Consider the following 23,838-nt stretch of genomic DNA (forward strand, 5'->3'; position numbering starts at 1 on the left):
CCTAAATGCCCCGGCTTTTGGCCGCCTCAGCCAGCGTGCCTTGGCCTGAACGGGCGAAACAGCAACAAGCTGAACCCCGCAACGGCAAACAGGACCAACGCCAGCGCTGTTCCCCGGTAGACAGTGGCAAAACCGAAGTCCTGAATGGGCATTGTCAGGACCAGCGGCGAAACGACCTGGCCCAGAAACATTGCTGTCGTCACGATGCCCGAAACGCTGCCACGCCGTTCTTCCGGTGCGACTTGCAACGCAAGCAGCAGAAACGACGGCTGCACGAGAGAATAACCCGCCCCGACCAGCGCAGCACCGCCGAGGATGAGCGGCCAGAGAGCGTCTATCGAAAGAATGGCGAATCCCAGCCCCATCAACACAAAGCCGATGCCGAAAGACGCAGACAGGCCGACAAGGGAGCTGATCCTTTTGTAGGCAATCGCAACCAGGCCTCCGGTCAGTGTCAATGCACCTAGCCCCATTGCCGTTCCAGAAGCGCTATCGATGCCGTTTTCATCCAGATAATACGGCAACTGGCTGGGCATCAGGAAAAAGAACATGATGGTGACCATGGTCAGCAGGCCAACAGCCAGTGCGGGCACAAGCCATCCTTTTTGCGGGGCAAGGTCTGCATTTGCGGCTGTGCTGGCCGCACTCTCGCGGCGAGTGTTTCTTTCCTGTTGCAGGATCGGCAGCAACAGCGGCACCAGCAGAACGGGCAACATATAGACCAGGAACGGCAAACGTGGAGACAGGCCTGCAAGCCAACCGGCAAAGCCGATGAACAGGAAGCCACTGAAATTGATCGCCGCCGTCTGCCATCCCATGAAGGCACTTCGGCGCTGACCGGAAAACAGGTCCCCAACCAGCGCAACCTGCGCAGTCATCGTCATGGCGACCGCAACACCCAGCAAAAGACGGCTCACCAGGATCGACTGCAGGTCCGGCAGGTAGGCTCCAGCGCTGCCGGCAAAGGCAAAAAGAAGAACGCCAGCCAGCAGCAGCGGACCTCTTCCGAACCTGTCTGCCGCCAGTCCGGCGAACGGTGCGATCAGAACAACGGACAGCGACGGCGCTGCGACCAGGAAGCGGGTCAGATAGGCCGCCGCGGGTTCATCCGGAAAGCTTGCCTCGAGCGCCGGAAGCGCCGGGCTGATGGTCGCATTTGCCATGATTTTCAAGGTTGCCGTCATCAGCAGCGCGATTGCTGCTGTTTCCAGCCAGAGCGGTCGACCTGTTGATCGAGGTTGAGAAGACATAGTGGTTTTTCCTTGCCTTTTGAAAGCCAGGAGCACAGCCTACAAATTCAAGTCGACTTGAGGTCAATAGATGAAATTAATGGATATTTCCGAAGTATCGAAGCAAACGGGCATCGCTGCATCGGCCATTCGCCACTACGAGGAAAAGGGTTTGATCACGTCCGTCGGTCGCCGGGGGCTGAAGCGCCTGTTCGGACCGGAGGTGCTGGATCAGCTTGCCCTGATCACGCTTGGCAAGACGGGCGGCTTTTCGCTGGAAGAGATCAAGTCAATGTTCGGCTCCGACGGCCGCCCCGCCCTCTCACGGCCCGGTCTTCACATGAGAGCAGATGAACTCGACAGACAAATCCACACGCTGGAAGCACTTCGCGACATGATCCGTCACGTCGCCGACTGTCCTGCACCGTCACACATGGAATGCCCGAAGTTCCAGCAGCTGATCCGTATCAGTGGTCGAAGAAGCCGAAGTGAGCGCGTCACACACAAGTTGCCTCCGGTCAAACCGGGTCGAATGTGATTGACCGGCTACCTTCTTGAAAAGAACAGGATGACCTGACGCGCCTGACGCTGAAAGAGCCCCGGTTCTCGCGGCTTCTCATGATGCTCCTCGACGGAGCGAATGACACCACGCACGATGAGGATGGCAGCGACACCGAACAAGACGCCTCCGGCTGCCTGACCGATCAGGACACCAGGCGCCCCATACAGCGCTCCCCCGATCCAGACGAAGGGAATCGTACCGACCGTGTGCCTTCCCCAGTTGAGCATGGTTGAATAGAACGGCCGGCCCAGATTGTTGAAGCAGGCGTTCGCAACAAAGATGGCGCCATTGAAAAAGAAGGCCAGCGCCAAGGGACCGCAGAAAAGGAAAATCAGGGTCAGGGCAACACCTTCGGCCTCGAACAGATGCGCGATCGGTTCACGAAGCATGAACAGAACCAGCGCGGCCAGGCCGACCACAAGTGCCGTAAACAAAAGCGCTTCGCGCAGCGTGTCACGCACCCTGTCAAACCGTCCCGCCCCATAGTTCTGCCCCACGATGGGCCCCACGGCTCCGGACAGCGCAAAGATGGTTGCAAAGGCCAATGGCGACATTCTCGCGACAACCGCCATGCCTGCGACGGCCTCTTCACCGAATTCGGCCATTGATCGGGTTACCCAGGCCTGCCCCACCGGTGTTGCGAGTTGGGTGAGAATTGCTGGACAGGCAATCGCGGCAATTGGCGACATGTCCCTGAACAAGGCCTTCGGGCGCGGCAATGTCAGGCCGCCGTGGTAGCGAAAGATCGGTACCAGCGCGAATACGGCAATGGCGACGCGGGATGCTGCGCTGGCTATTGCTGCCCCTGTCAGTTCCAGGTCGAAGCCGAAGATCAAAATCGGATCAAGCACTGCATTCACCAGCCCGCCGACAATGGTCGACATCATCGCCCACCGGGCATCGCCATGCGCTCTCAGAACGGCTCCACCTGCCATGCCGAGCAACAGGAGAGGCAACGTCGGAACGATGATTGCCAGGTAATGAACTGCGAGATCATGGGTCTGACCGGTTGCGCCGATCAACGTGACAAGCGGCCCAAGAGAAATCCAAACGGCCAGTGCAAAGACCGCGCTGAAAAGGACCCCCGTCGTAAGAGCGTTGGAAGCCTGTTGCCGTGCCTCCTCTTTGTCCCCTGCCCCCAATGCCCTGGCCACCAGCGCACCGGCGGCAATGGCAACGCCGATGTTGAACGAGGTGGTGAAGAAAAGGATCGCGCCGGCGTATCCGACCGCCGCCGCCAGTTCCGCCTTGCCCAGCATGGAAATGAAGATCATGTCGACAAAGTCGACAGCAAAGATCGCCATCAGACCGATAGACGCGGTCAGGGACATCACGGTCACATGGCGAAACAGACTTCCAGACAGAAATTTTGCCTGGGTTGCGGTTGCCTGATCTTTCACATTCGAACTCAGCGGATTGTCCTCCTCATGGGTGGCTGCAAACGTGCCAAAGCCCTAGCAGGCATTGATGCCAACAAAAAACCCGCCGGATCGCTCCGGCGGGTTTTTCGAACTGGTAACTTCCAGATCCAGCGATTAACGCTTGGAGAACTGGAACGACCGGCGTGCCTTGCGCTTACCGAACTTCTTACGTTCGACAACGCGGCTGTCGCGGGTCAGGAAGCCGTTCTTCTTCAGAACCGCACGCAGTTCCGGCTCATAGTGGGTCAGAGCCTTGGACAGGCCGTGACGCACAGCGCCAGCCTGACCGGACAGACCACCACCGGTAACCGTTGCGATAACGTCGTACTGGCCCGCACGGTCGGTCAGCATGATCGGCTGCTGAAGGATCATCTGAAGAACCGGGCGAGCGAAATACTCGGTGTAGTCCTTCTTGTTGATCACGATCTTGCCGGTGCCCGGCTTGATCCAGACGCGGGCAATAGCGTCTTTACGCTTGCCGGTTGCATATGCACGGCCATTGGCGTCCAGCTTCTGGACATGGACCGGAGCTTCGGGGGCAGCGGTTTCGACCGCACCGCCCAGTTCTTCCAGGGATTGCAGCTCAGCCATCGTTAAGCCCTCTTGCCATCATTCTTTGCGTTGAGGCCCTTGACGTCGACGAGTTCCGGCGACTGAGCTTCATGCGGGTGGGTCGGACCAGCGTAGACCTTGAGGTTCTTCAGCTGCTTGTTGGACAGAGGACCGCCCGGCATCATGCGCTGAACGGCTTTTTCCAGGACGCGCTCCGGGAAACGACCTTCGAGGATTGCACGTGCGGTGCGCTCCTTGATGCCGCCCGGGTGGCCGGTGTGCCAGTAGTACTTCTTGTTGTCGTACTTGCGGCCGGTGAACACAACCTTGTCGGCATTGATGACGATGACGTTGTCACCGGTGTCAATGTGAGGCGTGAAGGTCGGCAGATGCTTGCCACGCAGGTGATTGGCGATGAATGCGGCGAGACGGCCGACAACCATTCCTTCTGCGTCGATCAAGATCCACTTTTTCTCGACCTCAGCCGGCTTGGCAGAGAAGGTCTTCATGAGATTGATCCGTACTGGTCGGTTAAAGAAAAGGCCCGCGCGGCCTGTAACAAGCCAGCGAACGGACCGAAATTTCGTTCGGGGGCGCTTATACGCTCACGCAGAATAAGCGTCAAGCACGATATTTTCACCACCTCTCTTATTTTCTTATATTTTTCAATAAGTTAAAAAAACGGTATTATAATACCGTAAATTAGATCCGGCAAATGCGCGCCAAATACGGCTGGTTAAGGCGAAACCCCGGAAATTCTGTAGTCGATTTTACGCCAGCTTAAAGCTGAACCGCCATGATGGGCGGCAAAGAAACAAACTTAAAAGCTGTGCACATGACGTTTGCCAAAGTCAGGACGACACTGACGAAACCCCTGAGTGCCGCCATTCTTGCCGGTTTGATCCTGCTTGCCGGTATCGCTTCGGCGGTGCACTTTCTGCTGGACTGGCAGGTTCACAGATCGATAACGCAAAATGCCGAAGTCAAGGCCATGAAATGGTCTGAAAATTTCTTCCGCACCATTCCGAATGCAGAAAAGATGTTCAACACCGATACGGTTGTGCCCGAGGACCTTGCTCGATTGGCCGATTCCTTTGCAATGATCGACACCATACACTTCGAGCTATTCGATGCCGAGGGTCACCGGACATTCCTTTCAACAGATGGACGCGTTGAAGAAATCACGTCTTTCAGCCAGACCGCACTGGAAACGTTCCAGACCGGAGTACCTCAATTCTTCCTCCATCACGACGACACAGAGGAAGAAAACGAACAGCACGAAGCCATAATAGAATCCTATGTGCCAGCCGTGACGCCTGACGGCCGACTGCTGGGCACGATAGAAGTCTACGTCGATGTCGGCCCGCTGAATGATGCGCTTGAAGAAGCGTTTCAACAAATCAGCTGGGTACTGATCATCGGAACGACCGTGCTGCTCGCGATACCTGCTTCTGCCTACGTTTATCGAACGAACCAGCTCAGGAAAAAAGACCAGCGGCTTCTGGATCTTACGAGATACGACCAGTTGACCGGTGTATTTAACCGGAACTCCATTTCAGAAATCCTGAAGGAGAAATTCGCGACACCAGCCAGTTCGGCAGGCATGGGTGTCCTTTTCGTGGACGTCGACTTCTTCAAGCAAGTCAACGACCAGTTCGGCCATGTGTGCGGTGACCGTCTGTTGAAACATATTGCCCGCATTCTTCAAGCCAGCACGCGTAACAAGGACGACATCGTCGGCCGGTTCGGCGGCGACGAATTCGTGGTCATCGCTTCCAACATATCGCAGGAAAATTTTCGCAAACTCTATGGTCGTGTCATGGAAGGGGCAAAAGCACCCTGTGTCTATGAAGACAAGTCGTATGTTCCAAGCCTGAGCGTCGGGGCCTATCTGACCACAGATCAGGACACCGAAAAAACCGCCATCCACCGGGCGGATCTGGCGGTTTACGCTGCCAAGAGACGTGGACGCGGACAGGTCGTCGAATACACGACCGACCTGGAAGACTTGTTTGCGCAGGATGACGGCAGGCAATCAGCCTGACATCGAGGCCGCCAGTCCGGATACTATCAGCGGGGAGGAACGGAATAGGTCGCCGTGGCATGAGCCGCGAGTTCTTCCTGTCCCTCAGCTGCAATTTCGCAATCGACAACGGCAAGACGCTTGCCGAGTTTCAACAGGCGGCACGTGGCAAGAAGATCTCCCGCCTCAGGTTTCCTCAGAAAGTTGATGTTGAGATTTGTGGTCACGGCAAGCGCAACCGGGCCAATATGAGCCAGGATCACGACGTAAGCGGCCAGGTCGGCAAGCGCCATCATGGAAGGACCGGAGACTGTGCCCCCCGGGCGCAGGTGCAGCTCGTTGGCGGAAAGGCGCAGGACCGCTTTCCCGGGTGAGACGCTGTCGATCGCATAAACACGACCACCTGCATGGATTTGCGGAAATTCCTTGTCCAGCATTTCCATGATTTCGGCCTCAGTCATAACCGGTGTCATGTAGCCTCCCCTACCACTTTCTTTTTCAATCCATAATCTGATTTCATCTTACGTTCACGTCAATTCGTTTCTTGGGCAAAAGCGGATCCAGACACACAAGGGCCTCACTTCAGTCCTCTGTCAGGTTTTCGTTTTTGAATAGTGAGGGTCTTCAATTGATCAGACTGATTGCAGCCTTGCGCAAAGTATTTTCCGTTCGCAGCCTTCGCCCCTTGCCATCGCTTGTTGCGGCTGCCTCGATAATGACGTTCCCCGGTATCGCCGTGGCCGACGTCAAACATTACCTCTACACCAGTGCAGGTGCGTTTTCCGAGACACGTGAGCTATTGCACAATCCAGCGATTTCGGGCGTTCAGATCCTCTACAACTGGCGAATGCTCGAACCGGAAAAAGGTCGTTATGACTTTTCCGCAATCGAGTGGGACCTCGCCGTAGCCCAAAAATACGACAAGGCGTTTTTTCTCCAACTTCAGGACCGCTTCTTCTGGGAAGGTGCTCGCTTTGTGCCGGACTATTTGCTGAAGGATCCGCTCTATGCAGGCGGCCTTGCCCGGCAGGTGGACGACAGTGAAGCCGAAACCCCGACACCAGAAGGCTGGATAGCCGTTCAATGGAATGAAGCGGTTCGCTCCCGTTACCAGGCTCTATTGACCGCCCTTGCGGACCAGTTCGATGGCCGCATCGAAGGCCTCAACCTGCCGGAAAGCTCGATCGACGTTGACAGACGCAAGGACGAGACGGGCTTCAGTTGCGACGCCTATTTCAACGCGACATTGGAAAACATGGTCCATGCGCGCAAAGCGTTCCAGGCATCCCATGTCGTTCAATACGTCAACTTCTGGCCATGCGAGTGGGAAAACAGTGAAGGCTACATGCAGCGCAGTTTCGAAAAAGCAGCCGAACTCGGAATCAGTCTGGGCGGTCCCGATATCGTTCCGCACCGAAAGGCACAGATGAAGAATTCCTACCCCTTCTTTCACCAATTCCGGGACAAATTGCCGGTCATCGCGATGGCAATCCAGGAGCCCACTTTGGAGTATATCAATCCGGAAACGGGCAAGACCTTTACCCGTTCGGAATTTATCAATTTCGCGACCGACTATCTTGGCGTTGACATCATCTTCTGGAGTGCAACAGCTCCCTGGCTGCGATAAGCCCTTCCCGCACGAAGCGGGCTTTCGCAGGTCGGAGGCCCTATTCTGCTGGCTGTGTCTTTTCGGCGCGGCGTTTTTCGATTGCGTAAATTCCCCGATCCCAAAGCCAGACCGCCAGTCTGCCCAGGCCAATACCGGTTCGCATCTGAAACTCCTCGAAGTGAAAACGGCTGGCTCTCAAGCCCTTCAACACGAGGCTGCTCTTCAGTGTCTTGCGAAGGGACGCAGGCCCGCAAAAGAAGACATGGGCATTGCGTAAGTCGCCCTTCAGGTCTTCGACAATCCGTTCGGGCGTCAACCTGACGCCTTCAAGCGAATTGACGATCATCAGCTCAAGCTTGCCGGTTTCTTCGGCCAAATGCTGAAGGTCAGCCACATATGGAATGTCGCCACGCTCGCGCACACAATAGTAGAGCTTTATCGGCCCGCTCTCCCGGTGTTTCAGGCTCTGCGCAAACGCAAGGAAGGGAGTTATTCCGACACCGGCGGCAATCCAGACCTGAGGATCCCGTCCAGACGGCATCGAGAAATTGCCATAAGGACCGGAAACCGTAGCCTCCATACCTACCTTCAGCTCGCGGTACAGGCGGCTGGTGTAGTCGCCGAGATCCTTTATCGTGAAACGCAGCGACCTGTCATCGCGTGGCGCGGCACTGAGTGTAAACGGATGTTCCTCCGTCAAGCCTCCTCCCGTTACCGAAAGGAAGGCGAACTGTCCGGCCACATGTTTCAGCCCTCGCCCCCTGGGCTCCAGGAGCACTTCCGTCAGGCCATTGGTGTGACGAACGGAGGCAACCTTGTAGGCGTGGCCACGTGGTGCCAACGGCCGCAGAACAGACATCCAGACATAGGAAACAAGGCCGAGCACACAGAACGCAGAAACGTAAAGCCCTAGCGGGTCTGCGTTCGCAAACGGCTTTTCAATGAAGAAGTAATGGAATGCTCCCATGAAAAAGAAGACGCCGATCAGCCGGTGGCTCCACTTCCACAAGTGGTAGGGAATGAAGGTGATGACGGATGCCAGCACCAGGATCAGAAGACCGTAAAGGCTAACCTCACCGATGTCTTCAGCAGCGTCGGCCAGCGGCCCACCACGCAAACCGTCCATATCCGCATCGATGATGTCGTGCAGTCCCAGGCCCACCATCGCGATGATGCCGAGCCATTTGTGCAAAACGTAGATCCGGTCGAGCGGCCCGAACACCAATTCCAGCCCCGGTATGCGCGTCGCCAGGAATTGGTTGATCCCCATCACGATCAATGCAGCGGTTCCAAGATACTGGCTGAAAAGCGCCACCGGATCTCGCGACGCAGCCAACGGGGTGAACCAGAAAAGAGGGATCAGGGCAGCCAGAGCAATCAGTGCAAGTCCAACAGGGCGCAAAACATGTGTCCGTTTCTGGCTTCAGGCTCGAAGCGGTTCCGTTAGCTTGCGGATCGGACGGCGCGCAGTTCCTGCTCATGCATCATCGCGACTTGCCGACCTTCCGCAAAACGATCGGGATGCGTTAGAGGGCTTACGTGACAGCTGCAACACTGTTGCAGGACTTTCTCCGAAAAAAGGCGCCTATTGGCGCCTTTTTAAAACCCTGACTTGTGGCTTGAGCGCAAGATCTAGCTGCGCCTGCGACCCCTGCGCCGACCGGAGCCCGAACCGTCGTTTTCTGCGCGGGCGGCATCAGCTTCCTTGTTCGGAGGCGAAACAAGCGGACCGATTTCGGCAATCACCTCGTTCAGTGTCGGCCGGGCACCCGCCTGGTGGGCATCCAAGGCTGCGCGCATTGCAGCCAGATGGATCGGCGACGTGCCGCAGCAGCCACCGACAATCCGCGCACCTGCATCAAGGGCCATGTGTGCGTATTTTGCCATCAGCTCCGGCGTTCCGGTGTAGACCACTTCATCGCCCTTGATCTGAGGGATGCCGCAGTTGGCTTTCGCCACGATTATCGCATCAGGATAGGCTTCGGTGATGTCCATGATCGCTGCCAGCAGATCCGACGCACCGACACCGCAATTGGACCCGATCGCGACGGGCGTGCAGGCAAACTGGCTCTGAAGGTCGCCAAGACCCTTGGGGGAAAGACCCATCATCGTCTTGCCGGCTGTATCGAAACTGGCAGTAATGACCAATGGCAAGTCGAAATTCTGCGCTGCTTCAGCGGCAGCCTTCATTTCTTCGACGGCTGACATGGTTTCGACCCACAAAATGTCGGCACCACCTTCAACAAGGCCTTCCATCTGTTCCTTGAAGGCTGCAACACCCTCTTCATAGCTGAGTGCGCCAAGAGGTTGAAAAAGTTCGCCGGTCGGTCCGACGGAACCTCCGATCAGAACGGTCCGTCCGGAAGCTTCGGCCACATCGCGCGCCAGCTTGACGGCGGCAATGTTGAGTTCCCTGACGCGATCCTCCGCCTTGTGCAACTTCAACCGATGACGATTGCAGCCGAAGGTATTGGTCAGAATGATGTCGGATCCCGCATCGACAAACGACTTGTGAAGCGCAGTGATCTTTTCCGGTTCATCCGTGTTCCATAATTCCGGAGCGTCACCGGAAACGAGACCCATTTCGAACAGGTTCGTTCCGGTTGCGCCATCGGCAAGCAACGCCCCCTTCTGGGCAAGGAGCTCTTCCAGCTTGGACATTCAGCAGTCTTTCGTCTTGTTGGTGTCGTCTTCGCCCGTTTTCAGGCCTGTTTCTGCAATAGCAGACCGCACCGGGAAATCCATGTGCGCAAATTATCTTCTACGAAGCCCTGGCCTGCGCGGTTAGGCGTAAAGGCGGTATTTCTGTACGGCAAGGTGACCTCGACCTTCGCTTGGTCGCCAATTCCGAAACCACTTTTCACTGTGCGAAGTCAATGGACTTTCCGGCGAAAATGAAGCAACAAAGCGCCATGACGCTTTTACGGTATTGTGCGACGGTTATGGAGCCGGGTTGTCAGGGCTCCTGATAAAGACTACGCGCAACCAAAATCATCTTGGGAGCATAAGATGTCAGACGCCGCCCCTTCTGGCCGTCGAGGAAGAAGCGCCCGCCGCGAGCGCCGGCAAGCCGGACCTGCCGGCCTGGCCATTCCCTACATTTCGCGCAACATTCCGAACTTCGATATTTTGAGCGATGAAGGCGCGGAACGGATCGAAGCCAATACCGACCGCATTCTCGCTGAAATCGGACTTGAATTCCGTGACGACCCCGAAGTTATCGGTATCTGGAAAGAAGCCGGTGCGGAAGTCGACGGCGAACGTGTCCGCTTTCCAAAGGGCATGCTTCAGGAGCTGGTAAAGACGGCCCCTTCCCAATTTACCCAGCATGCCCGCAACCCTGCGCGCAACGTTGAAATCGGCGGCAACAATCTTGTGTTTGCTCCGGTCTACGGCCCCCCTTTCGTCACCGATCTCGACAAGGGCCGGCGGTACGGCACGATCGAGGACTTCCGCAACTTCGTGAAGCTCGCCTACATGTCACCGTGGATGCATCATTCCGGCGGCACCGTCTGTGAGCCTGTCGACCTTCCGGTCAACAAGCGGCACTTCGATATGGTCTATTCCCATATCAAATATTCCGACAAGCCGTTCATGGGGTCGGTCACCGCACCGGAACGCGCCGAAGATTCCGTGAAGATGGCGCAGATCACCTTCGGTGAGGACTTCGTCGATCAGAACTGCGTCATGATCCAGCTGATCAACGCCAATTCGCCTCTGGTTTTCGACGCCACCATGCTTGGTGCTCTCAAGGTTTATGCCAAGCACAATCAGGCTTGTATCGTTTCGCCGTTTATCCTGGCAGGTGCCATGAGCCCGGTAACCGTTGCCGGCACGCTGTCGCAAGTGCTGGCAGAGGCTCTGGCCGGCTGTGCCCTGACCCAGTTGATTCGTCCCGGTGCTCCGGTCGTTTTCGGTGCCTTCGTCAGTTCGATCTCCATGCAATCCGGCGCCCCGACTTTCGGCAGCCCGGAAGGCTCCCTGCTTCTCAACGGGGCAGCAAAACTCGCCCGCAGGCTCAACCTGCCGTTCCGTTCAGGTGGCTCGTTCACCGCATCCAAGAGCCCGGATGCGCAATCTGCGCAGGAATCCGCGCAGACCATTCTGGCCACCTTGCAATCAGGTGTGAATTTCTGCCTTCACGCAGCCGGCTGGCTGGAAGGCGGATTGTGCTCTTCCTACGAAAAGTTCGTCATGGATGCCGACCAGCTCGGCATGATGCATGTACTTGCCAAGGGCATCGAAATCTCTGATGAAACTCTGGCGATGGACGCGCTTCAGGAAGTCGGTCCCGGTGGCCATTTCCTCGGCGCGGCGCACACGCAGCGCAATTTCGAGAGCGCTTTCTTCAGGTCCTCGATCGCCGACAATAACTCCTACGAGCAATGGCTCGCAGACGGGCAACTGGATGCCGCACAACGTGCCAATGCCCGCTGGAAGGAACAATTGGCGGGTTACACGGGCCCCGAACTTGACCCGGGCATCGACGAGGCGCTGCTGGCTTTCATGACCGAACGCAAGGCGTCTTTCCCGGACAGCAACGTCTGATCCGCAGCCGAACACCAAAAAACGCCCCGCCCTCGCGCGGGGCGTTTGTTTTTCAAGAGATTTTCAAAATCTGTTCTTGCAACGCATCGACGCTTCTTAACAACACTCAGAAGAAATACGATTTTTTATGTATCTAGCCTTTTCCAGCATTTCTCCATGGGATAAAGGTTGCCAAACCCTGCGTTTGCAAGGTAGCTGGAAACGCTGTTTGGCATGGGATAAGCTTACGCATGGCAGCACTGGGACTGGGTCGCGCCGGTCTGCGATTTATCTCGAGGGAGCATGCGGAAATGACTGTTTATAAACTGTAAGTTTTCTTATGAAAATCAATAGCTTGACTGTACCCAACTAATAAAAACAGGTTGTTCTGTGGCGTCGCTTACATCAAATATCGATATTCTTGGTTATTCTACCCGCCTTCCCGGCGCCAACGATTCTGCCGAATTCTGGTCATTGTTGAAAAACGGCGAATGCGCAGTTACGTCTGTCTCCAAAGACCGCTGGCCGCTGGCCCGCTTCGGACACCCGGTCCAAAGCACGTCTGGAAAGACCTACACCTGGGCTGCCGGGCAGCTGGATGATGTGTGGGGATTTGACCCCTCTTTTTTTGGTGTTTCTCCGCGTGAAGCCGTGCAGATGGATCCGCAGCAGCGATTGCTGCTGCAACTGGTCTGGGAAGCTCTGGAACACGCCAATATCCGCCCCAGTGACCTGGCCGGCTCGAACACCGGCGTTTATGTAGGTGCGTCGTCTCTCGATTACCACCATCGCTTCCTGGTCGATCCGGCCATGGCCGACATGCAGTTCATGACCGGCAACACGCTGTCGATCGTTTCCAACCGCATTTCCTACATTTACGACCTCAGAGGCCCGAGCTTCACGGTCGACACCGCCTGCTCCTCTTCCATCGTCGCATTGCACGAAGCGGTTTCCGCCATCGAGTCCGGCCAGATCGATACCGCGATCGTCTGCGGCGTCAGCCTTCTGCTCAGCCCGTTTGCCTTTGTCGGCTTCTCCCGCGCCACAATGCTGTCGCCGACAGGCCTCTGCCAGGCATTCGACGCCAATGGCGATGGTTACGTGCGCTCCGAAGGCGGCGCAGTAGTCGTTCTGCGTGCTGCGCGTGCTGGCATTCCGGAAGGTGCAAAGAGCCACGGCAAACTGCTTGCAACCGGCATCAATGCCGACGGTCGCACTGTCGGCCTGTCGCTTCCGTCCCCATATGCACAAGCAGACCTTCTGCGAGAAATTTACGAAGGCCTTGAAATCAACCCCACGGATCTTGCCTTCGTCGAGGCCCACGGCACCGGTACGCGCGTTGGCGACCCTGCAGAAGCTGATGCGCTTGGCAAGGTTATCGGCCAGAAACGCGACAAGGCGCTGCCCATCGGATCCGTCAAGACCAACGTCGGTCACCTTGAGCCTGTTTCCGGTCTGGTCGGACTTCTGAAATCGGTAATGGCGCTGCGAGAAGACCTCCTGCCGCAGTCGCTGCACTTCAGAAATCCAAACCCGGATATTCCGTTTGACGAACTGAACCTCAAGGTTGCCGGTGAAGCCGTTTCCCTGGAGCGCAATGGCACCCGCAGACTTGCAGGGGTCAATTCCTTCGGTTTCGGTGGCACGAACGCTCACGCCGTCATAGGCGATCCCGATCCTGAAACCGCCGAAGCTTCGACAGCACCGGTTGACGCGCCGCTGGTCATCAGTGCCCGGTCCAAGGAAGCCCTGCAGCAACTAGCCGGCAAGTTCGCCGAACGTCTCGACAACGAGGCGGATGAAACAGCCGGCAATGTGATTGCCTCGAGTGCCCACGGTCGCGATCTGCTTTCTGAGCGACTTGTTGTTCTCGGCAAGACCAAGGCGGAAAAACTCGACGCACTGCGTTCATTCGCAGAGAGCGGCGATGAAAACGCAGAAGTCGTGTCTGGCAGCGTCATCAAGTCGAACGCGAAGGTCGGGTTTGTCTTTTCCGGAAACGGGTCTCAATGGGCCGGTATGGGTCAGGAAGCCTACCAGGCCGACACGCCATTCCGGACCGCCTTTGACAAGGTCGACAAGATCTTCATGGGTCTGAGCGGTTGGTCGCTCGTCACAACGCTTTTTGCAGAAGACCTTGAAGCCGATCTTGAGCGCTCCGAAATCGCGCAGCCGCTTCTGTTTGCTATTCAGGTCGGCATTGTGGAATCACTGCGCCAGCGCGGCATTACCGCTGCCGGGACCGCAGGTCATTCGGTCGGTGAAGTTGCCGCAGCCTGGTGTGCAGGCGCCCTGAACCTCGAACAAGCAGTCCGCGTCATCCGTGCCCGTTCCAGCGAACAGGAAGTCGTCAGGGATCTCGGGTCCATGGCTGCCTTGCTTCTGCCGGCAGATCAGGCAGTTGCCGCCATCGCGGAAAGCGGACTGCCGAGACTTGAACTCGCTGCCGACAACAGTCCGCGAAGCGTTACAATTTCCGGCGACAGCGAAAGCCTGGATGCTTTTGCGAAGTTTGCCCGCAAGAAAAAGTGGGCCATGCGGCGCCTGAACCTGGCGTATCCGTTCCACAGCGCTCTGGTTGACCCGATCGAAAAGCCTCTGCTTGCTGCATTGGATGGTCTTGCGCCCACAGACGTGTCGCTTCCATTCTATTCGACGGTTACGCCAGATGAACGCGATGTCCGCGTTGATGCCGAATACTGGTGGCACAACGTTCGTCAGCCAGTCCGGTTTGCCGCCGCCATGGAAAACATGGCAGCAGATGATTTCTCTGTCCTGATCGAGATCGGTCCCAAGCCTGTTCTCGGCACCTATGTAAACGACGTCCTGCGGGCCAAAGGCAAGAAGGCCAAGGTTCTTGAAACGCTCAAGGAACCTTCCAAGAAAGCAGCTGCCGCAGCAGGCAATCCGCTTGACAGGATCGCCGCATCCGTTGTGGCACATGGCGGCCAGACTGACCTGATCCGGTTTGTCGGCGAACGCCCAGGGCATCTGGTTCCGCTCCCGTCCTACCCCTGGCAGAACTCCGAGTATCGCCCGGAAAACAGCCCTGAACGCGTCGATTTCATGTTCGGTCAGACCTGGCCGCTGCTGGGATACCGTCTGCGTCAGGACACTGCGGAGTGGTTCAACCACATTGACAGCGGTTCCCTGCCCTTCCTGCAGGATCACAAGGTCGAGGAAAGCATCGTCTATCCGGCCGCGGGCTATATCGAGATGAGCCTGCGCGCAGCGCTCCGGTGGAGCCGGAGCGACCAGATCGAATTGCGCGACTTCGACATTCTTCGTCCGTTGGTGATCGAAGGCGATGAAGTCTGGGAAACCCAGGTCCGTATCTCGCCTGACGATCATGTGGTCGAGATCCTGTCTCGACCGCGCCTGTCCGACAACGACTGGTCCTTGAATGCCCGGGGAACATTCCTGACGCCTTCAACGACTTCCAGGACCCCATGGGCGAAACCCGGCGACAGCGTTCTGTCGGAACTCGATCACGAAACGCTTTACACGGTCACCAAGAGCTTTGGCCTGAATTACGGTCCAGCTTTCCGCCGTGCCGATAAAGTGGTCAAGCACTCGAATACCAGCGCGACCGTTATGCTGTTGCCGCAGGACGAGAGCCTCGCAGATTACTCGTTCTCGCTCTGCCCGACTTTGGTGGATGCCGGTTTCCATGGCCTGTTTGCGCTCCTGGATGGTGTCGAGGACGTTCCGCAAAACACATCCTTCCTGCCGATCCGACTTGGCACCTTGCGTCTTCTGGCACCGGAAACCCTGCCGGCTTCCGTGCGTATCGAAGTCACAAAGGCGTCTCCGCGCTCGATCGAAGCAAACTTCGAGTTCCTGGATGCCGAAGGCCTGACAATCGCCCGCTTGACCAAGACCCGGTTCAAGGCGGTTACTCTTGGACAGGACACACGTCCCGACGATCTGGTCTACCGCCAGATTGCGACGCTTCTTCCTGCGCAGGACCGTATCTCGCCGCTTCAGGAAACCTTCGAAGGCTTGCCTTCATTGGCAGGCAATCTGGACCTTCTAGGCGCCGACGACCAGGAACTCGACGACAGCCGTGTTCTGATCGAAGCGCTGGGTCGCACGATTGCGCACAAGACTCTTTTCGATCTTTTCGCAGATCGGAAAATTGAACTGGCGTCGCTTGTCGCGGCCGGCGATCTGCATGAAACGGCAGTGCCGCTTGCAGCAAGTCTCTTTGGCTGGCTGGCCGAGAGCGGGCTGTGCACGGAAAGTGACGAAGGTTTTGAACTCACGGATCCGTCTGGCAATCCAGATGCATCGGCGCTTCTGCAAGCCCTGACCGATGGCGGCGGAGAACATATCGCCGAGGCAGCATTGCTGGCACGACTTTGGACGGGTTTGTCCGATATCCTGAAGTTCGGCCTTCAGGAAGCTTCCGGCAAGGAATATTCTTCCAGCCTGTTCGACGCCTACCGCTCCTCCTCTCCTGGCAAGCGAGCCCTGTCGTCGGCCCTGCAGTCTGGTGTGCAAAGCCTGATTTCCAGCTGGCCAAGTGACCAGGCACTAAGGGTCCTTCTGGTTGGGGCAAACGGTGGCCTCGCTGCGGCGATCGATGCTGCGCTTGATCCCACCTACATGGCGCTGACCGTAACAGATGCAACGTCCTCCGCAGTTGGCAGGGGCGAGCGTTTGTGGCAGGGCAGTTCGGCGACCGAGTTTGTTGAACCAGGCGAAGCATCCTTTACCTTCGACCGGCATTTCGACATCGTGCTGTTCGATACGTCTCTTGCGGAAATCGATGCCGACGCGCTGAAGCGTTTTACGAAATCCATCGTTCCGGGCGGGCTGGTGCTTGGCGCAGAACCGCTGCCTCATCCGCTCACCGACCTAATCATGGGCGTCGGCTCGTCGTGGTGGGACGAAGGCGCAACTGCCGAGTTCCCGATTTCCAGGCAACAGGCAGACTGGACCAAGACGCTGGAAGCTGCCGGTTTGACCGAGGTCCAGACCGTACCGCTGAAGAGCACTTTGATTGAAGCCGATCTCCTGTGCGCGCGTGCGGGTGATCGCGCTGAAGAAGCATCGGACACCGACGAAGAAGCACCGGAAGCTGAAGCCGAGAAGAAAAAATATCTTCTCCTGACCAGCTCAGAGGGCGCGTCTCACCGTCTCGCCGAAGGTCTGAAGGCTTGCCTGACCCGAAAAGGTCATACAGCCACCCTTCTTGTTCCAGGAGAAGTTACCGAACAGCTCGGCGATGACATCTGGAGTGTTGCGCTTGGCGACAAAGTTGATGCCCAGGTAGCCGACGAAGCGCTCAACGCGCTTGTTGCCGCACATAACGGCCGGGTCGTTCACCTGCTTGGTGCCTATGCTGCCCCGGCCGACGCTCTCGCATCTGTCGATAGTCGTGCCTTCAGCCTGATGACACTTCTCAAGGCGTTGGGACCAAACGGCGGCGAATTCACGGTTCTGGCACCAGCCGGCGCGCAGGATATTGCCGGTGGCAAGCCAGCCGCTCCCGAGCAAGCCGGGATCTGGGCGTTTGGCCGTGTGGTCATGAACGAATACCCGGACGCGAACCTGAAGCTGATCGACGTCTCACCGGATCTGGAGCCAGGGATAGCTGCTGCACGTGTGGCCGACGAAATCCTGGTAGCAAATTGCGAGCGGGAAATCGTTCTCGACAGCAAAACCCGTTCCGGTATCCGCCTTGTAAAAGGTGGCGTCCTATCAAACGTCACGTTGCCGGAAGGCGCCAAACCCGCCATGCGGCTGGATATCCTGCGCCAAGGCTCCCTGGACCAGCTCTCCTGGCACGCCGTTGAGCGCAAGCCGCTTGAAGGCAAGGACGTGGAAATCGCCGTTGAAGCCAGCGGACTCAATTTCCGCGATGTGATGTGGGCACTTGGCCTGTTGCCGGAAGAAGCTCTCGAAGATGGCTTTGCCGGACCGACACTCGGCATGGAGTGCTGTGGTCATGTTGTGGGCTGTGGTCCGGACGTGACCCGCTTCCGACCGGGTGACAAGGTCATCACCTTCGCCCCGGCCTGCTTTGCATCTCATGTCACGGTCGACGAAAGTGGCTGTGCGCCGATGCCGAGCACGGTTTCCGCGGAAGAAGCTGCGACGATCCCGGTCACCTTCCTCACGGCCTATTATGCCCTTGTGCATCTGGCGGCTCTCTCTAAAGGGGAAACGGTCCTGATCCACGGTGGCGCCGGTGGCGTCGGCCTGGCCGCCTTGCAGATTGCCAAGTGGCGTGGTGCGAAAATCATTGCGACTGCAGGGTCCGAAGACAAGCGCAACACCCTGAAGCTGCTCGGGGCAGATGTCGTTCTGGACTCCAGAAGTCTGGCTTTCGTTGACGCAGTCATGGAAGAAACTGCCGGCGAAGGCGTCGATGTGGTTCTCAACTCGCTGTTCGGCGAAGCCATGGAACGCAGCATTGAGGTTCTGAAACCGTTCGGCCGCTTCCTGGAACTGGGCAAACGCGACTACTACGGCAACACCCGGATCGGCCTGCGTCCGTTCCGTCAGAACCTGACCTACTTCGGCATCGATGCCGACCAGCTTCTGACCCGTCAGCCAAAGCTGGCCGTCGACCTGTTTGTCAAACTTGTCGAGCTATTCGAAGCGGGCACGCTACGTCCCTTGCCGCATCGCCTGTTCGAAGCCGCAGATGTGGTCGACGCCTTCCGACTGATGCAGCAGGCGGGCCATATCGGCAAGATCGTGATCCGCCCGCCCGCGGTTCCCGAAAACGTGCCGACCAAGCGCGAGATCTCGTTTGACGGTGAGGCTGTTTACGTCGTTGCCGGTGGCTTCGGCGGCTTCGGTGCAGCATTGCTCAACCGCCTTGCCGATCACGGTGCCAAGTCGCTTGCGGTTCTCAGCCGCCGGGGCGCTTCAAGTGAAGATGCCCAGGAGGTTCTCGCGCAACTGACCAAGCGCGGCATCTCGATCAAGGGTTATGCCTGCGACATCACCAACGAAGCAGCAATCAAGAAGGCGCTTGCAGAGATCCGGGCTGAAGGACATCAGATCAAGGGCGTGTTCCACACGGCGATGGTGCTGAATGACGTGCTGATCGCCAACATGGATCATGACGGTCTGACAAAAGTGCTGGCGCCCAAGGTCCGCGGCGCGGAACTGCTGGACAAACTGACATCCGACGATCCGCTCGATCATTTCGTGTTGTATTCGTCCGCCACGACCCTTGTCGGCAACCCTGGTCAGGCCAACTACGTCGCCGCCAACGGCTACCTGGAAGGTCTTGCACGCAAACGCCGGGCCGAAGGCCGGCCAGGCCTTGCTGTCGCCTGGGGTGCAATCTCCGACGCCGGGTATCTGGCCCGCAACGAAGAAGTCAACGAGATGCTGTCCCGCAAGCTCGGACGCCATGCCCTGACTGCCAAGGAAGCGCTCGACGGGCTCATGGCCCTTATGGTGCAGCCGTCGCAGGAAGACGTTGGCCTTGCGGCGCTTGGATATGCGCGTATCGACTGGCAGGCGGCACGCAAGGATCTGGCACTGGTCGGCACACCTCTGGTCGGTCTGCTTGGCCTTGGTGACGAGGACGAAACCGGTGCGGACGGAGCGATCGACCTTGCAGCCATGCTGGAAGGCATGGATCAGGTCACTGCCGCACAGACTGTTGCCAAGCTTCTGGCCGCCGAAATCGGCAAGATCCTGCGGATTGCACCTGAAGAGATCGATCCGCACAAGCCGCTGTCGGACATCGGCATGGATTCCCTGATGGCTCTCGAGCTGCGCATGAGTGCGGAACGGCAGCTGGGGATCGACATTCCATTGATGTCTCTCGCAAACGGAGCGACGTTGATCGACCTGTCCAGCCGTGTTGCAAACCGGGTTCTGGGCGAAGAAAATGCCTCCGGAATTTCGGATGAAACGCAGCAGCTCGCCAGCTTGCACGTGGATGACCAGCGTCAGGAAACGGAAGATCTTTCCGACATTGCTGCCGAAGTTGAGAACAAGAGCCGCGAACTTGGTTCCTTCCTGTAAGCGGCATCATAAAAGGATTGACTGGTATGGGCGCTGATGATCGCGCCAAGCTGATGGACAGCTTGAAAGCCAACCGCCGTTCTGCGCGTGGACGGGCGACGTCTTCGTCGGCACGTCCACAAGCGGCAGCCCCGAAGCGCAAGGTCTATGACTTCAAGGAGCTGCCGCAGGTCAAGCAATTGCAGATGCACAGAGCTGCGGCAGATATGATGGGGATCGAAAATCCGTTTTTCCGACCTCACGACGGGCTGGCAGCGGGTACGAGCGTCATCAACGGCAGCAACTACGACAATTTCGCTTCTTACAACTACCTCGGCCTGAACGGGCACCCCAAGGTCAACGAGGCCGCAAAGGCCTATGTCGACAAGTTCGGCACGAGCGTTTCCGCAAGCCGTATTGTTGCCGGCGAGCGCCCTTTCCACGCAGAACTGGAAGCAGCGCTGGCGAGGATCCACGGTGTGGAATCGTCGATCGTCATGGTGTCCGGTCATGCCACCAACGTCACGACGATCGGCCATTTGGTCCACAAGGGTGATCTGGTCCTGACAGACTCTTTCGTGCACAACTCGATTGCCGAAGGTGTTCGCCTTTCCGGCGCGACCCGCATGAACTTCCCTCATGATGATCTTGATGCTCTGGAAAAGATGCTCGCAGATCATCGGCACAAGTTCGACAAGGTGCTTGTTGTTGTGGAAGGTCTCTATTCGATGGATGGAGATTTCCCAGACCTGAAGCGGGTCGTGAAGCTCAAACAGGCTTATGACGCCTGGCTGATGGTCGACGAAGCACATTCCATCGGTGTCCTCGGCAAGACCGGCAAGGGCATCGCCGAGCATTTCGGAATAGACCCGACTGAAGTCGAAATCTGGATGGGGACGCTGTCCAAGACCTTCTCATCCTGCGGTGGCTATATCGCCGGATCCAAGGTCTTGTGCGACTACCTCAAAGTGTCTGCGCCGGGTTTCGTGTTTTCCGTTGGACTTTCCGCCGCGCTCGCGGGCGCTGCCATTGCGTCTGCCGAACTGCTCGAGCAGGAACCTGAGCGAGTCACAAAGCTTCAGAAGAACGGAGCACTCTTTCTGGAGCTCGCAAAGGAAGCCGGACTGAACACCGGCCCCAGTGCCGGCTACGCGGTGGTTCCCGTCATTGTCGGCGATTCTGCAAGTGCCGCAACACTTTCCAATCGTTTGCTCGCAAAGGGAATCAATGCCCTGCCGATCATTTTTCCGGCCGTGCCTGAAAAATCAGCGCGCATTCGGTTCTTCATTACGAGCGAACATACCGAAGACCAGATCCGGCGCGCTGTAGAGACAACAGCGTCCGAACTCGACGCCATGCGCGCGGACGGAACTGCCGTCGACAGGCTTATCAAGGCTACGCGCTAAAAGATTTGGGCATCATGCCTCCCGCAATTGCCGGACACGGATATGTTGTCGTGTCCGGTTCAATGGAAGCCTACCTGTCAGAGTTCTCTCGATAACGCGGATCCTGATCAATCGTCACATCAAAACCGCCCATGAAGAGATCGCCGATCTTCGTCGGCAACAGATTTTGAAGGCGAATACCCCAGGCCAGCAAAAACGGAAACGCATAGAACGGCTTGCGACGGTCGATTGCCCGTCGCATCAATGCGGCTGCTTTTGAAGCCGGCATTTCGAATGGTTTGGCACCGTTGTGGCGCGCAGACATCGGTGAAGTGATGAACCCCGGACAGATGATCGTCACGGATATGCCGAAGGGCTTCAACCAACCGCGAAGGGAATGCCCGTAGGCAATGAGTGCCGCCTTCGTGGCGCTGTAGCTCGGCATATCCGGCAAGGCACGCATTCCGGCCAGAGACGAGATAAGCACCAGTTGCCCCTGCCGGCGTATTTGCATGTTGTCGACGAGGCCCGTGAGAGTGTTGACCACGCCTCGATAGTTCACATCAATCTGCCGATCGCTGTCGGCATTCGATTCGCGCGTTCGGTTGGGACCGAGCCCGGCAGTCACACCAGCATTTGCAATGACCAGATCGACAGGATGCCGTGCATCCAGATCGCAGAGGTAGCCATGCAGTGCTTCGCGATCACGAATATCGATGGCGCAGATTTCACCGTCTGCGCCAAGCTCGTGAATTTCCTTCAGCAAAGCTTCCAGCCGCGCCTCGTCCCGGGCAATGAGGGCGAAATAGATGCCAGGGCCAGCGTATTCACGAGCAAGCGCCTGCCCTATGCCGCCACTGGCACCGGTCAACACGATGACTTTTTGTGTTTCGCCTGCCATTCTTGCCTCTCCCATGAGGGTTAGATTCCAAGTTTTCTGCCTAGCCAGGACGAGTGCTGCTTGATCGCGGTCACCAGAAGGTGCCGCTTGTCTGTCCGCTGCTCCGCTAGCCGCGCAACCAGAAACTCCGGTGAGCATGGCAACAAGGAAACCGGGTCAATTGTACGGGCATACTTCACGAGAGCCAGATAGACCAGCTCCGGCAAGGTGCGGCTTGTGCCCCTGCCTTCAATCTGGGTCAAATCCTCACAAAGGCCCCAGCCGGCATAAAAGGGCGCTCCATGGACACACACCTTCTTGCCCCGTAGCAAAGCTTCGAACCCCGATAACGAAGAAAAAGTCTCGACGCCATCGACTGCCTCTATGAGGTCGATGATATTCGCATCTTCGGCAATTTCATCGGCGTATTCCAGCGCGGTTTCACGGGGCACCTTGCCTTTGCGCAAACCGGTCTCAACATCGGGATGTGGCTTGAAAATCAGGAACGCCTCGGGATGACGGGCACGGGCGAGGCGAAGCAGATCGAGATTCACGTTCGGTGTGTTGGCGCAATCGATTGTCGCAGATCTGGATTTTCTGATTGCCGCATCGTCCGCAACCTGCCCCGGTACAAGGATCTTTTCCTTGTTGGCCGGATAGGCAAATGAACGCGTCTTGCCGAAATTGTATTTGGAGACCCTGGCGCGGATGATCAGGTCGATCAAAGTTTCGCCCCGTTCCCGTTCTGCCGGTGAAAGCTCGTACTCATTCAGTAGAACTTCAAGCCGGCTGGGCCGAGACGGGTCGTAGTAGATGCCGAGGTCATCGACCGCAAGCATAGCCCCTCTTGCAAGGCCTGCACCAAGACCGACGGAGCGCAAGAAACCGTCTTCTATGCGCGACAACTGAATCCCGTTTTGTATGCAGATCTGCTCGAACGCGGGATCGGTGCGCCCTGCCCAGGAATATATCCGCCCGCCGTCACTCCGTGCGGCTGAGACAGCGTCCTGTTGGGTTTCGTGAAACGTGACCGCCCCGCCTTTTCCGGAAAAGGTGGCGTTGATCGAAGGATGGTTCCAATACTGCGCGCCGTAGCAATGGCCAGGCATGGCGTTGTCCTGCCACTGCTCCTGCATGAGCGAGTGGATCTCCAAGGCCTCACCAGGGTGCAGAAGATCGCCTGTATAAGGTGAGAACCAGGCAGTCCGGCACGACAGTATCCAGTTCAGCAAATCGTCGATGGCTATCTGCTCAAGAGCGGCCCTGTTTTTGAGCTCGGTCCAGAACAACGCTCCCTCTTGTTGGACTTCGTCTCCGGTCAAAAGCCTCTGAAGCGAAAGACCTTCGGTTCCAATGATCTCTGTTTCGCCCGCCGCTGAACAGGAGAGCAACTGCTCACGCCAAGTGCCTGCAAAATCGCAAACCGACGCAATGTTTCGGCCATGTGTGACGAACTGCCGAATTAGCGTGTCACAGGCGACGCTCATCAAAGACCGTTCTTTCAGCTCTGTGCGGCTCACTGGCAAAAGAATTAAGCTGGAAGGCAGCCGCCGGGCTTGTGCAGGGGTCGGTCCTTCCAGGACCAGAAGAAGGCCACCTGTGGTGGATTTCATGCTGCTGAACGCATTGGCGTTTTTCAGCCAAACTGCCTGATATGGACTGGTATCTGAACT

15 protein-coding genes are annotated in these 23,838 nt (G+C 57.4%); 6 read left to right on the forward strand and 9 right to left on the reverse strand.

Going from position 1 to position 23,838, the window contains the following annotated elements:
- Nucleotides 1–26 precede the first annotated feature (26 nt).
- Nucleotides 27–1,250 (reverse strand): MFS transporter, encoded by a 1,224-nt coding sequence (locus FIU93_RS21925; RefSeq protein ID WP_152506745.1) that lies wholly within the window; start codon nucleotides 1,248–1,250, stop codon nucleotides 27–29.
- Between the two features lie 70 nt (nucleotides 1,251–1,320).
- Between FIU93_RS21925 and FIU93_RS21930 the strand changes: the two genes are divergently transcribed.
- Nucleotides 1,321–1,767, forward strand: coding sequence for a helix-turn-helix domain-containing protein (locus tag FIU93_RS21930; RefSeq protein ID WP_051990147.1), 447 nt, complete (start codon nucleotides 1,321–1,323; stop codon nucleotides 1,765–1,767).
- Nucleotides 1,768–1,775: 8 nt separating this feature from the next.
- Here FIU93_RS21930 and FIU93_RS21935 read toward each other — a convergent pair whose 3' ends face one another.
- From FIU93_RS21935 to rplM, 3 genes are all read right to left on the reverse strand, one after another.
- A complete protein-coding gene (locus tag FIU93_RS21935; protein ID WP_209010198.1) occupies nucleotides 1,776–3,191 on the reverse strand; it encodes an MATE family efflux transporter in 1,416 nt (471 codons plus the stop codon).
- Between the two features lie 135 nt (nucleotides 3,192–3,326).
- Nucleotides 3,327–3,803: a 30S ribosomal protein S9 gene (gene rpsI / locus FIU93_RS21940; RefSeq protein ID WP_022999426.1), complete on the reverse strand. Its 477-nt coding sequence runs from the start codon at nucleotides 3,801–3,803 to the stop codon at nucleotides 3,327–3,329.
- 2 nt (nucleotides 3,804–3,805) lie between these two features.
- Nucleotides 3,806–4,273, reverse strand: a complete 468-nt coding sequence (gene rplM / locus FIU93_RS21945; RefSeq protein WP_006935155.1) for a 50S ribosomal protein L13 — start codon at nucleotides 4,271–4,273, stop codon at nucleotides 3,806–3,808.
- Between the two features lie 326 nt (nucleotides 4,274–4,599).
- Between rplM and FIU93_RS21950 the strand changes: the two genes are divergently transcribed.
- Nucleotides 4,600–5,808: a GGDEF domain-containing protein gene (locus FIU93_RS21950; RefSeq protein WP_173017378.1), complete on the forward strand. Its 1,209-nt coding sequence runs from the start codon at nucleotides 4,600–4,602 to the stop codon at nucleotides 5,806–5,808.
- A gap of 26 nt (nucleotides 5,809–5,834) precedes the next feature.
- Here FIU93_RS21950 and FIU93_RS21955 read toward each other — a convergent pair whose 3' ends face one another.
- Nucleotides 5,835–6,260, reverse strand: a complete 426-nt coding sequence (locus FIU93_RS21955; protein ID WP_173017379.1) for a PaaI family thioesterase — start codon at nucleotides 6,258–6,260, stop codon at nucleotides 5,835–5,837.
- Between the two features lie 155 nt (nucleotides 6,261–6,415).
- On the opposite strand from FIU93_RS21955, the gene FIU93_RS21960 reads away from it, so the two are divergent.
- Nucleotides 6,416–7,414 (forward strand): hypothetical protein, encoded by a 999-nt coding sequence (locus FIU93_RS21960; RefSeq protein WP_152506747.1) that lies wholly within the window; start codon nucleotides 6,416–6,418, stop codon nucleotides 7,412–7,414.
- 40 nt (nucleotides 7,415–7,454) lie between these two features.
- Here FIU93_RS21960 and FIU93_RS21965 read toward each other — a convergent pair whose 3' ends face one another.
- Nucleotides 7,455–8,798 carry a ferredoxin reductase family protein gene (locus tag FIU93_RS21965; RefSeq protein WP_152506748.1) on the reverse strand — a complete coding sequence of 448 codons (1,344 nt, stop codon included), beginning with the start codon at nucleotides 8,796–8,798 and terminating at the stop codon, nucleotides 7,455–7,457.
- Nucleotides 8,799–9,028: 230 nt separating this feature from the next.
- On the reverse strand, nucleotides 9,029–10,057 hold the full coding sequence (gene bmt / locus FIU93_RS21970; RefSeq protein ID WP_152506749.1) for a betaine--homocysteine S-methyltransferase: 1,029 nt from the start codon (nucleotides 10,055–10,057) through the stop codon (nucleotides 9,029–9,031).
- A gap of 348 nt (nucleotides 10,058–10,405) precedes the next feature.
- Between bmt and FIU93_RS21975 the strand changes: the two genes are divergently transcribed.
- The 3 genes from FIU93_RS21975 (at nucleotide 10,406) to FIU93_RS21985 (ending at nucleotide 21,306) form a co-directional block, all read left to right on the forward strand.
- Nucleotides 10,406–11,944: a trimethylamine methyltransferase family protein gene (locus tag FIU93_RS21975; RefSeq protein WP_022999432.1), complete on the forward strand. Its 1,539-nt coding sequence runs from the start codon at nucleotides 10,406–10,408 to the stop codon at nucleotides 11,942–11,944.
- 369 nt (nucleotides 11,945–12,313) lie between these two features.
- Complete coding sequence (locus FIU93_RS21980; protein WP_209010199.1) at nucleotides 12,314–19,921, forward strand: type I polyketide synthase; 7,608 nt, start codon at nucleotides 12,314–12,316, stop codon at nucleotides 19,919–19,921.
- A 26-nt stretch (nucleotides 19,922–19,947) separates the two neighbouring features.
- Entirely contained in the window at nucleotides 19,948–21,306 is a 1,359-nt protein-coding gene (locus FIU93_RS21985) for an aminotransferase class I/II-fold pyridoxal phosphate-dependent enzyme (RefSeq protein ID WP_075282607.1), read from the forward strand.
- Between the two features lie 70 nt (nucleotides 21,307–21,376).
- Here FIU93_RS21985 and FIU93_RS21990 read toward each other — a convergent pair whose 3' ends face one another.
- Together FIU93_RS21990 and FIU93_RS21995 are read right to left on the reverse strand one after the other, a co-directional pair.
- Nucleotides 21,377–22,186: an SDR family NAD(P)-dependent oxidoreductase gene (locus tag FIU93_RS21990; protein WP_152506750.1), complete on the reverse strand. Its 810-nt coding sequence runs from the start codon at nucleotides 22,184–22,186 to the stop codon at nucleotides 21,377–21,379.
- Between the two features lie 20 nt (nucleotides 22,187–22,206).
- On the reverse strand, nucleotides 22,207–23,652 hold the full coding sequence (locus FIU93_RS21995; RefSeq protein ID WP_173017380.1) for a capsular biosynthesis protein: 1,446 nt from the start codon (nucleotides 23,650–23,652) through the stop codon (nucleotides 22,207–22,209).
- Nucleotides 23,653–23,838: the final 186 nt, after the last annotated feature.

The organism is Labrenzia sp. THAF35 (assembly GCF_009363595.1).
Taxonomy (GTDB): domain Bacteria; phylum Pseudomonadota; class Alphaproteobacteria; order Rhizobiales; family Stappiaceae; genus Roseibium; species Roseibium algicola.

What these genes read in the sequence shown, in the direction of transcription:
- FIU93_RS21925 (WP_152506745.1), bottom strand. Translation starts at nt 1,250, where the DNA reads ATGTCTTCTCAACCTCGATCAACAGGTCGACCGCTCTGGCTGGAAACA.
- FIU93_RS21995 (WP_173017380.1), bottom strand. Translation starts at nt 23,652, where the DNA reads ATGAGCGTCGCCTGTGACACGCTAATTCGGCAGTTCGTCACACATGGC.
- FIU93_RS21985 (WP_075282607.1), top strand. Translation starts at nt 19,948, where the DNA reads ATGGGCGCTGATGATCGCGCCAAGCTGATGGACAGCTTGAAAGCCAAC.
- FIU93_RS21950 (WP_173017378.1), top strand. Translation starts at nt 4,600, where the DNA reads ATGACGTTTGCCAAAGTCAGGACGACACTGACGAAACCCCTGAGTGCC.
- FIU93_RS21955 (WP_173017379.1), bottom strand. Translation starts at nt 6,260, where the DNA reads ATGACACCGGTTATGACTGAGGCCGAAATCATGGAAATGCTGGACAAG.
- FIU93_RS21990 (WP_152506750.1), bottom strand. Translation starts at nt 22,186, where the DNA reads ATGGCAGGCGAAACACAAAAAGTCATCGTGTTGACCGGTGCCAGTGGC.
- rplM (WP_006935155.1), bottom strand. Translation starts at nt 4,273, where the DNA reads ATGAAGACCTTCTCTGCCAAGCCGGCTGAGGTCGAGAAAAAGTGGATC.
- rpsI (WP_022999426.1), bottom strand. Translation starts at nt 3,803, where the DNA reads ATGGCTGAGCTGCAATCCCTGGAAGAACTGGGCGGTGCGGTCGAAACC.
- FIU93_RS21975 (WP_022999432.1), top strand. Translation starts at nt 10,406, where the DNA reads ATGTCAGACGCCGCCCCTTCTGGCCGTCGAGGAAGAAGCGCCCGCCGC.
- bmt (WP_152506749.1), bottom strand. Translation starts at nt 10,057, where the DNA reads ATGTCCAAGCTGGAAGAGCTCCTTGCCCAGAAGGGGGCGTTGCTTGCC.
- FIU93_RS21930 (WP_051990147.1), top strand. Translation starts at nt 1,321, where the DNA reads ATGAAATTAATGGATATTTCCGAAGTATCGAAGCAAACGGGCATCGCT.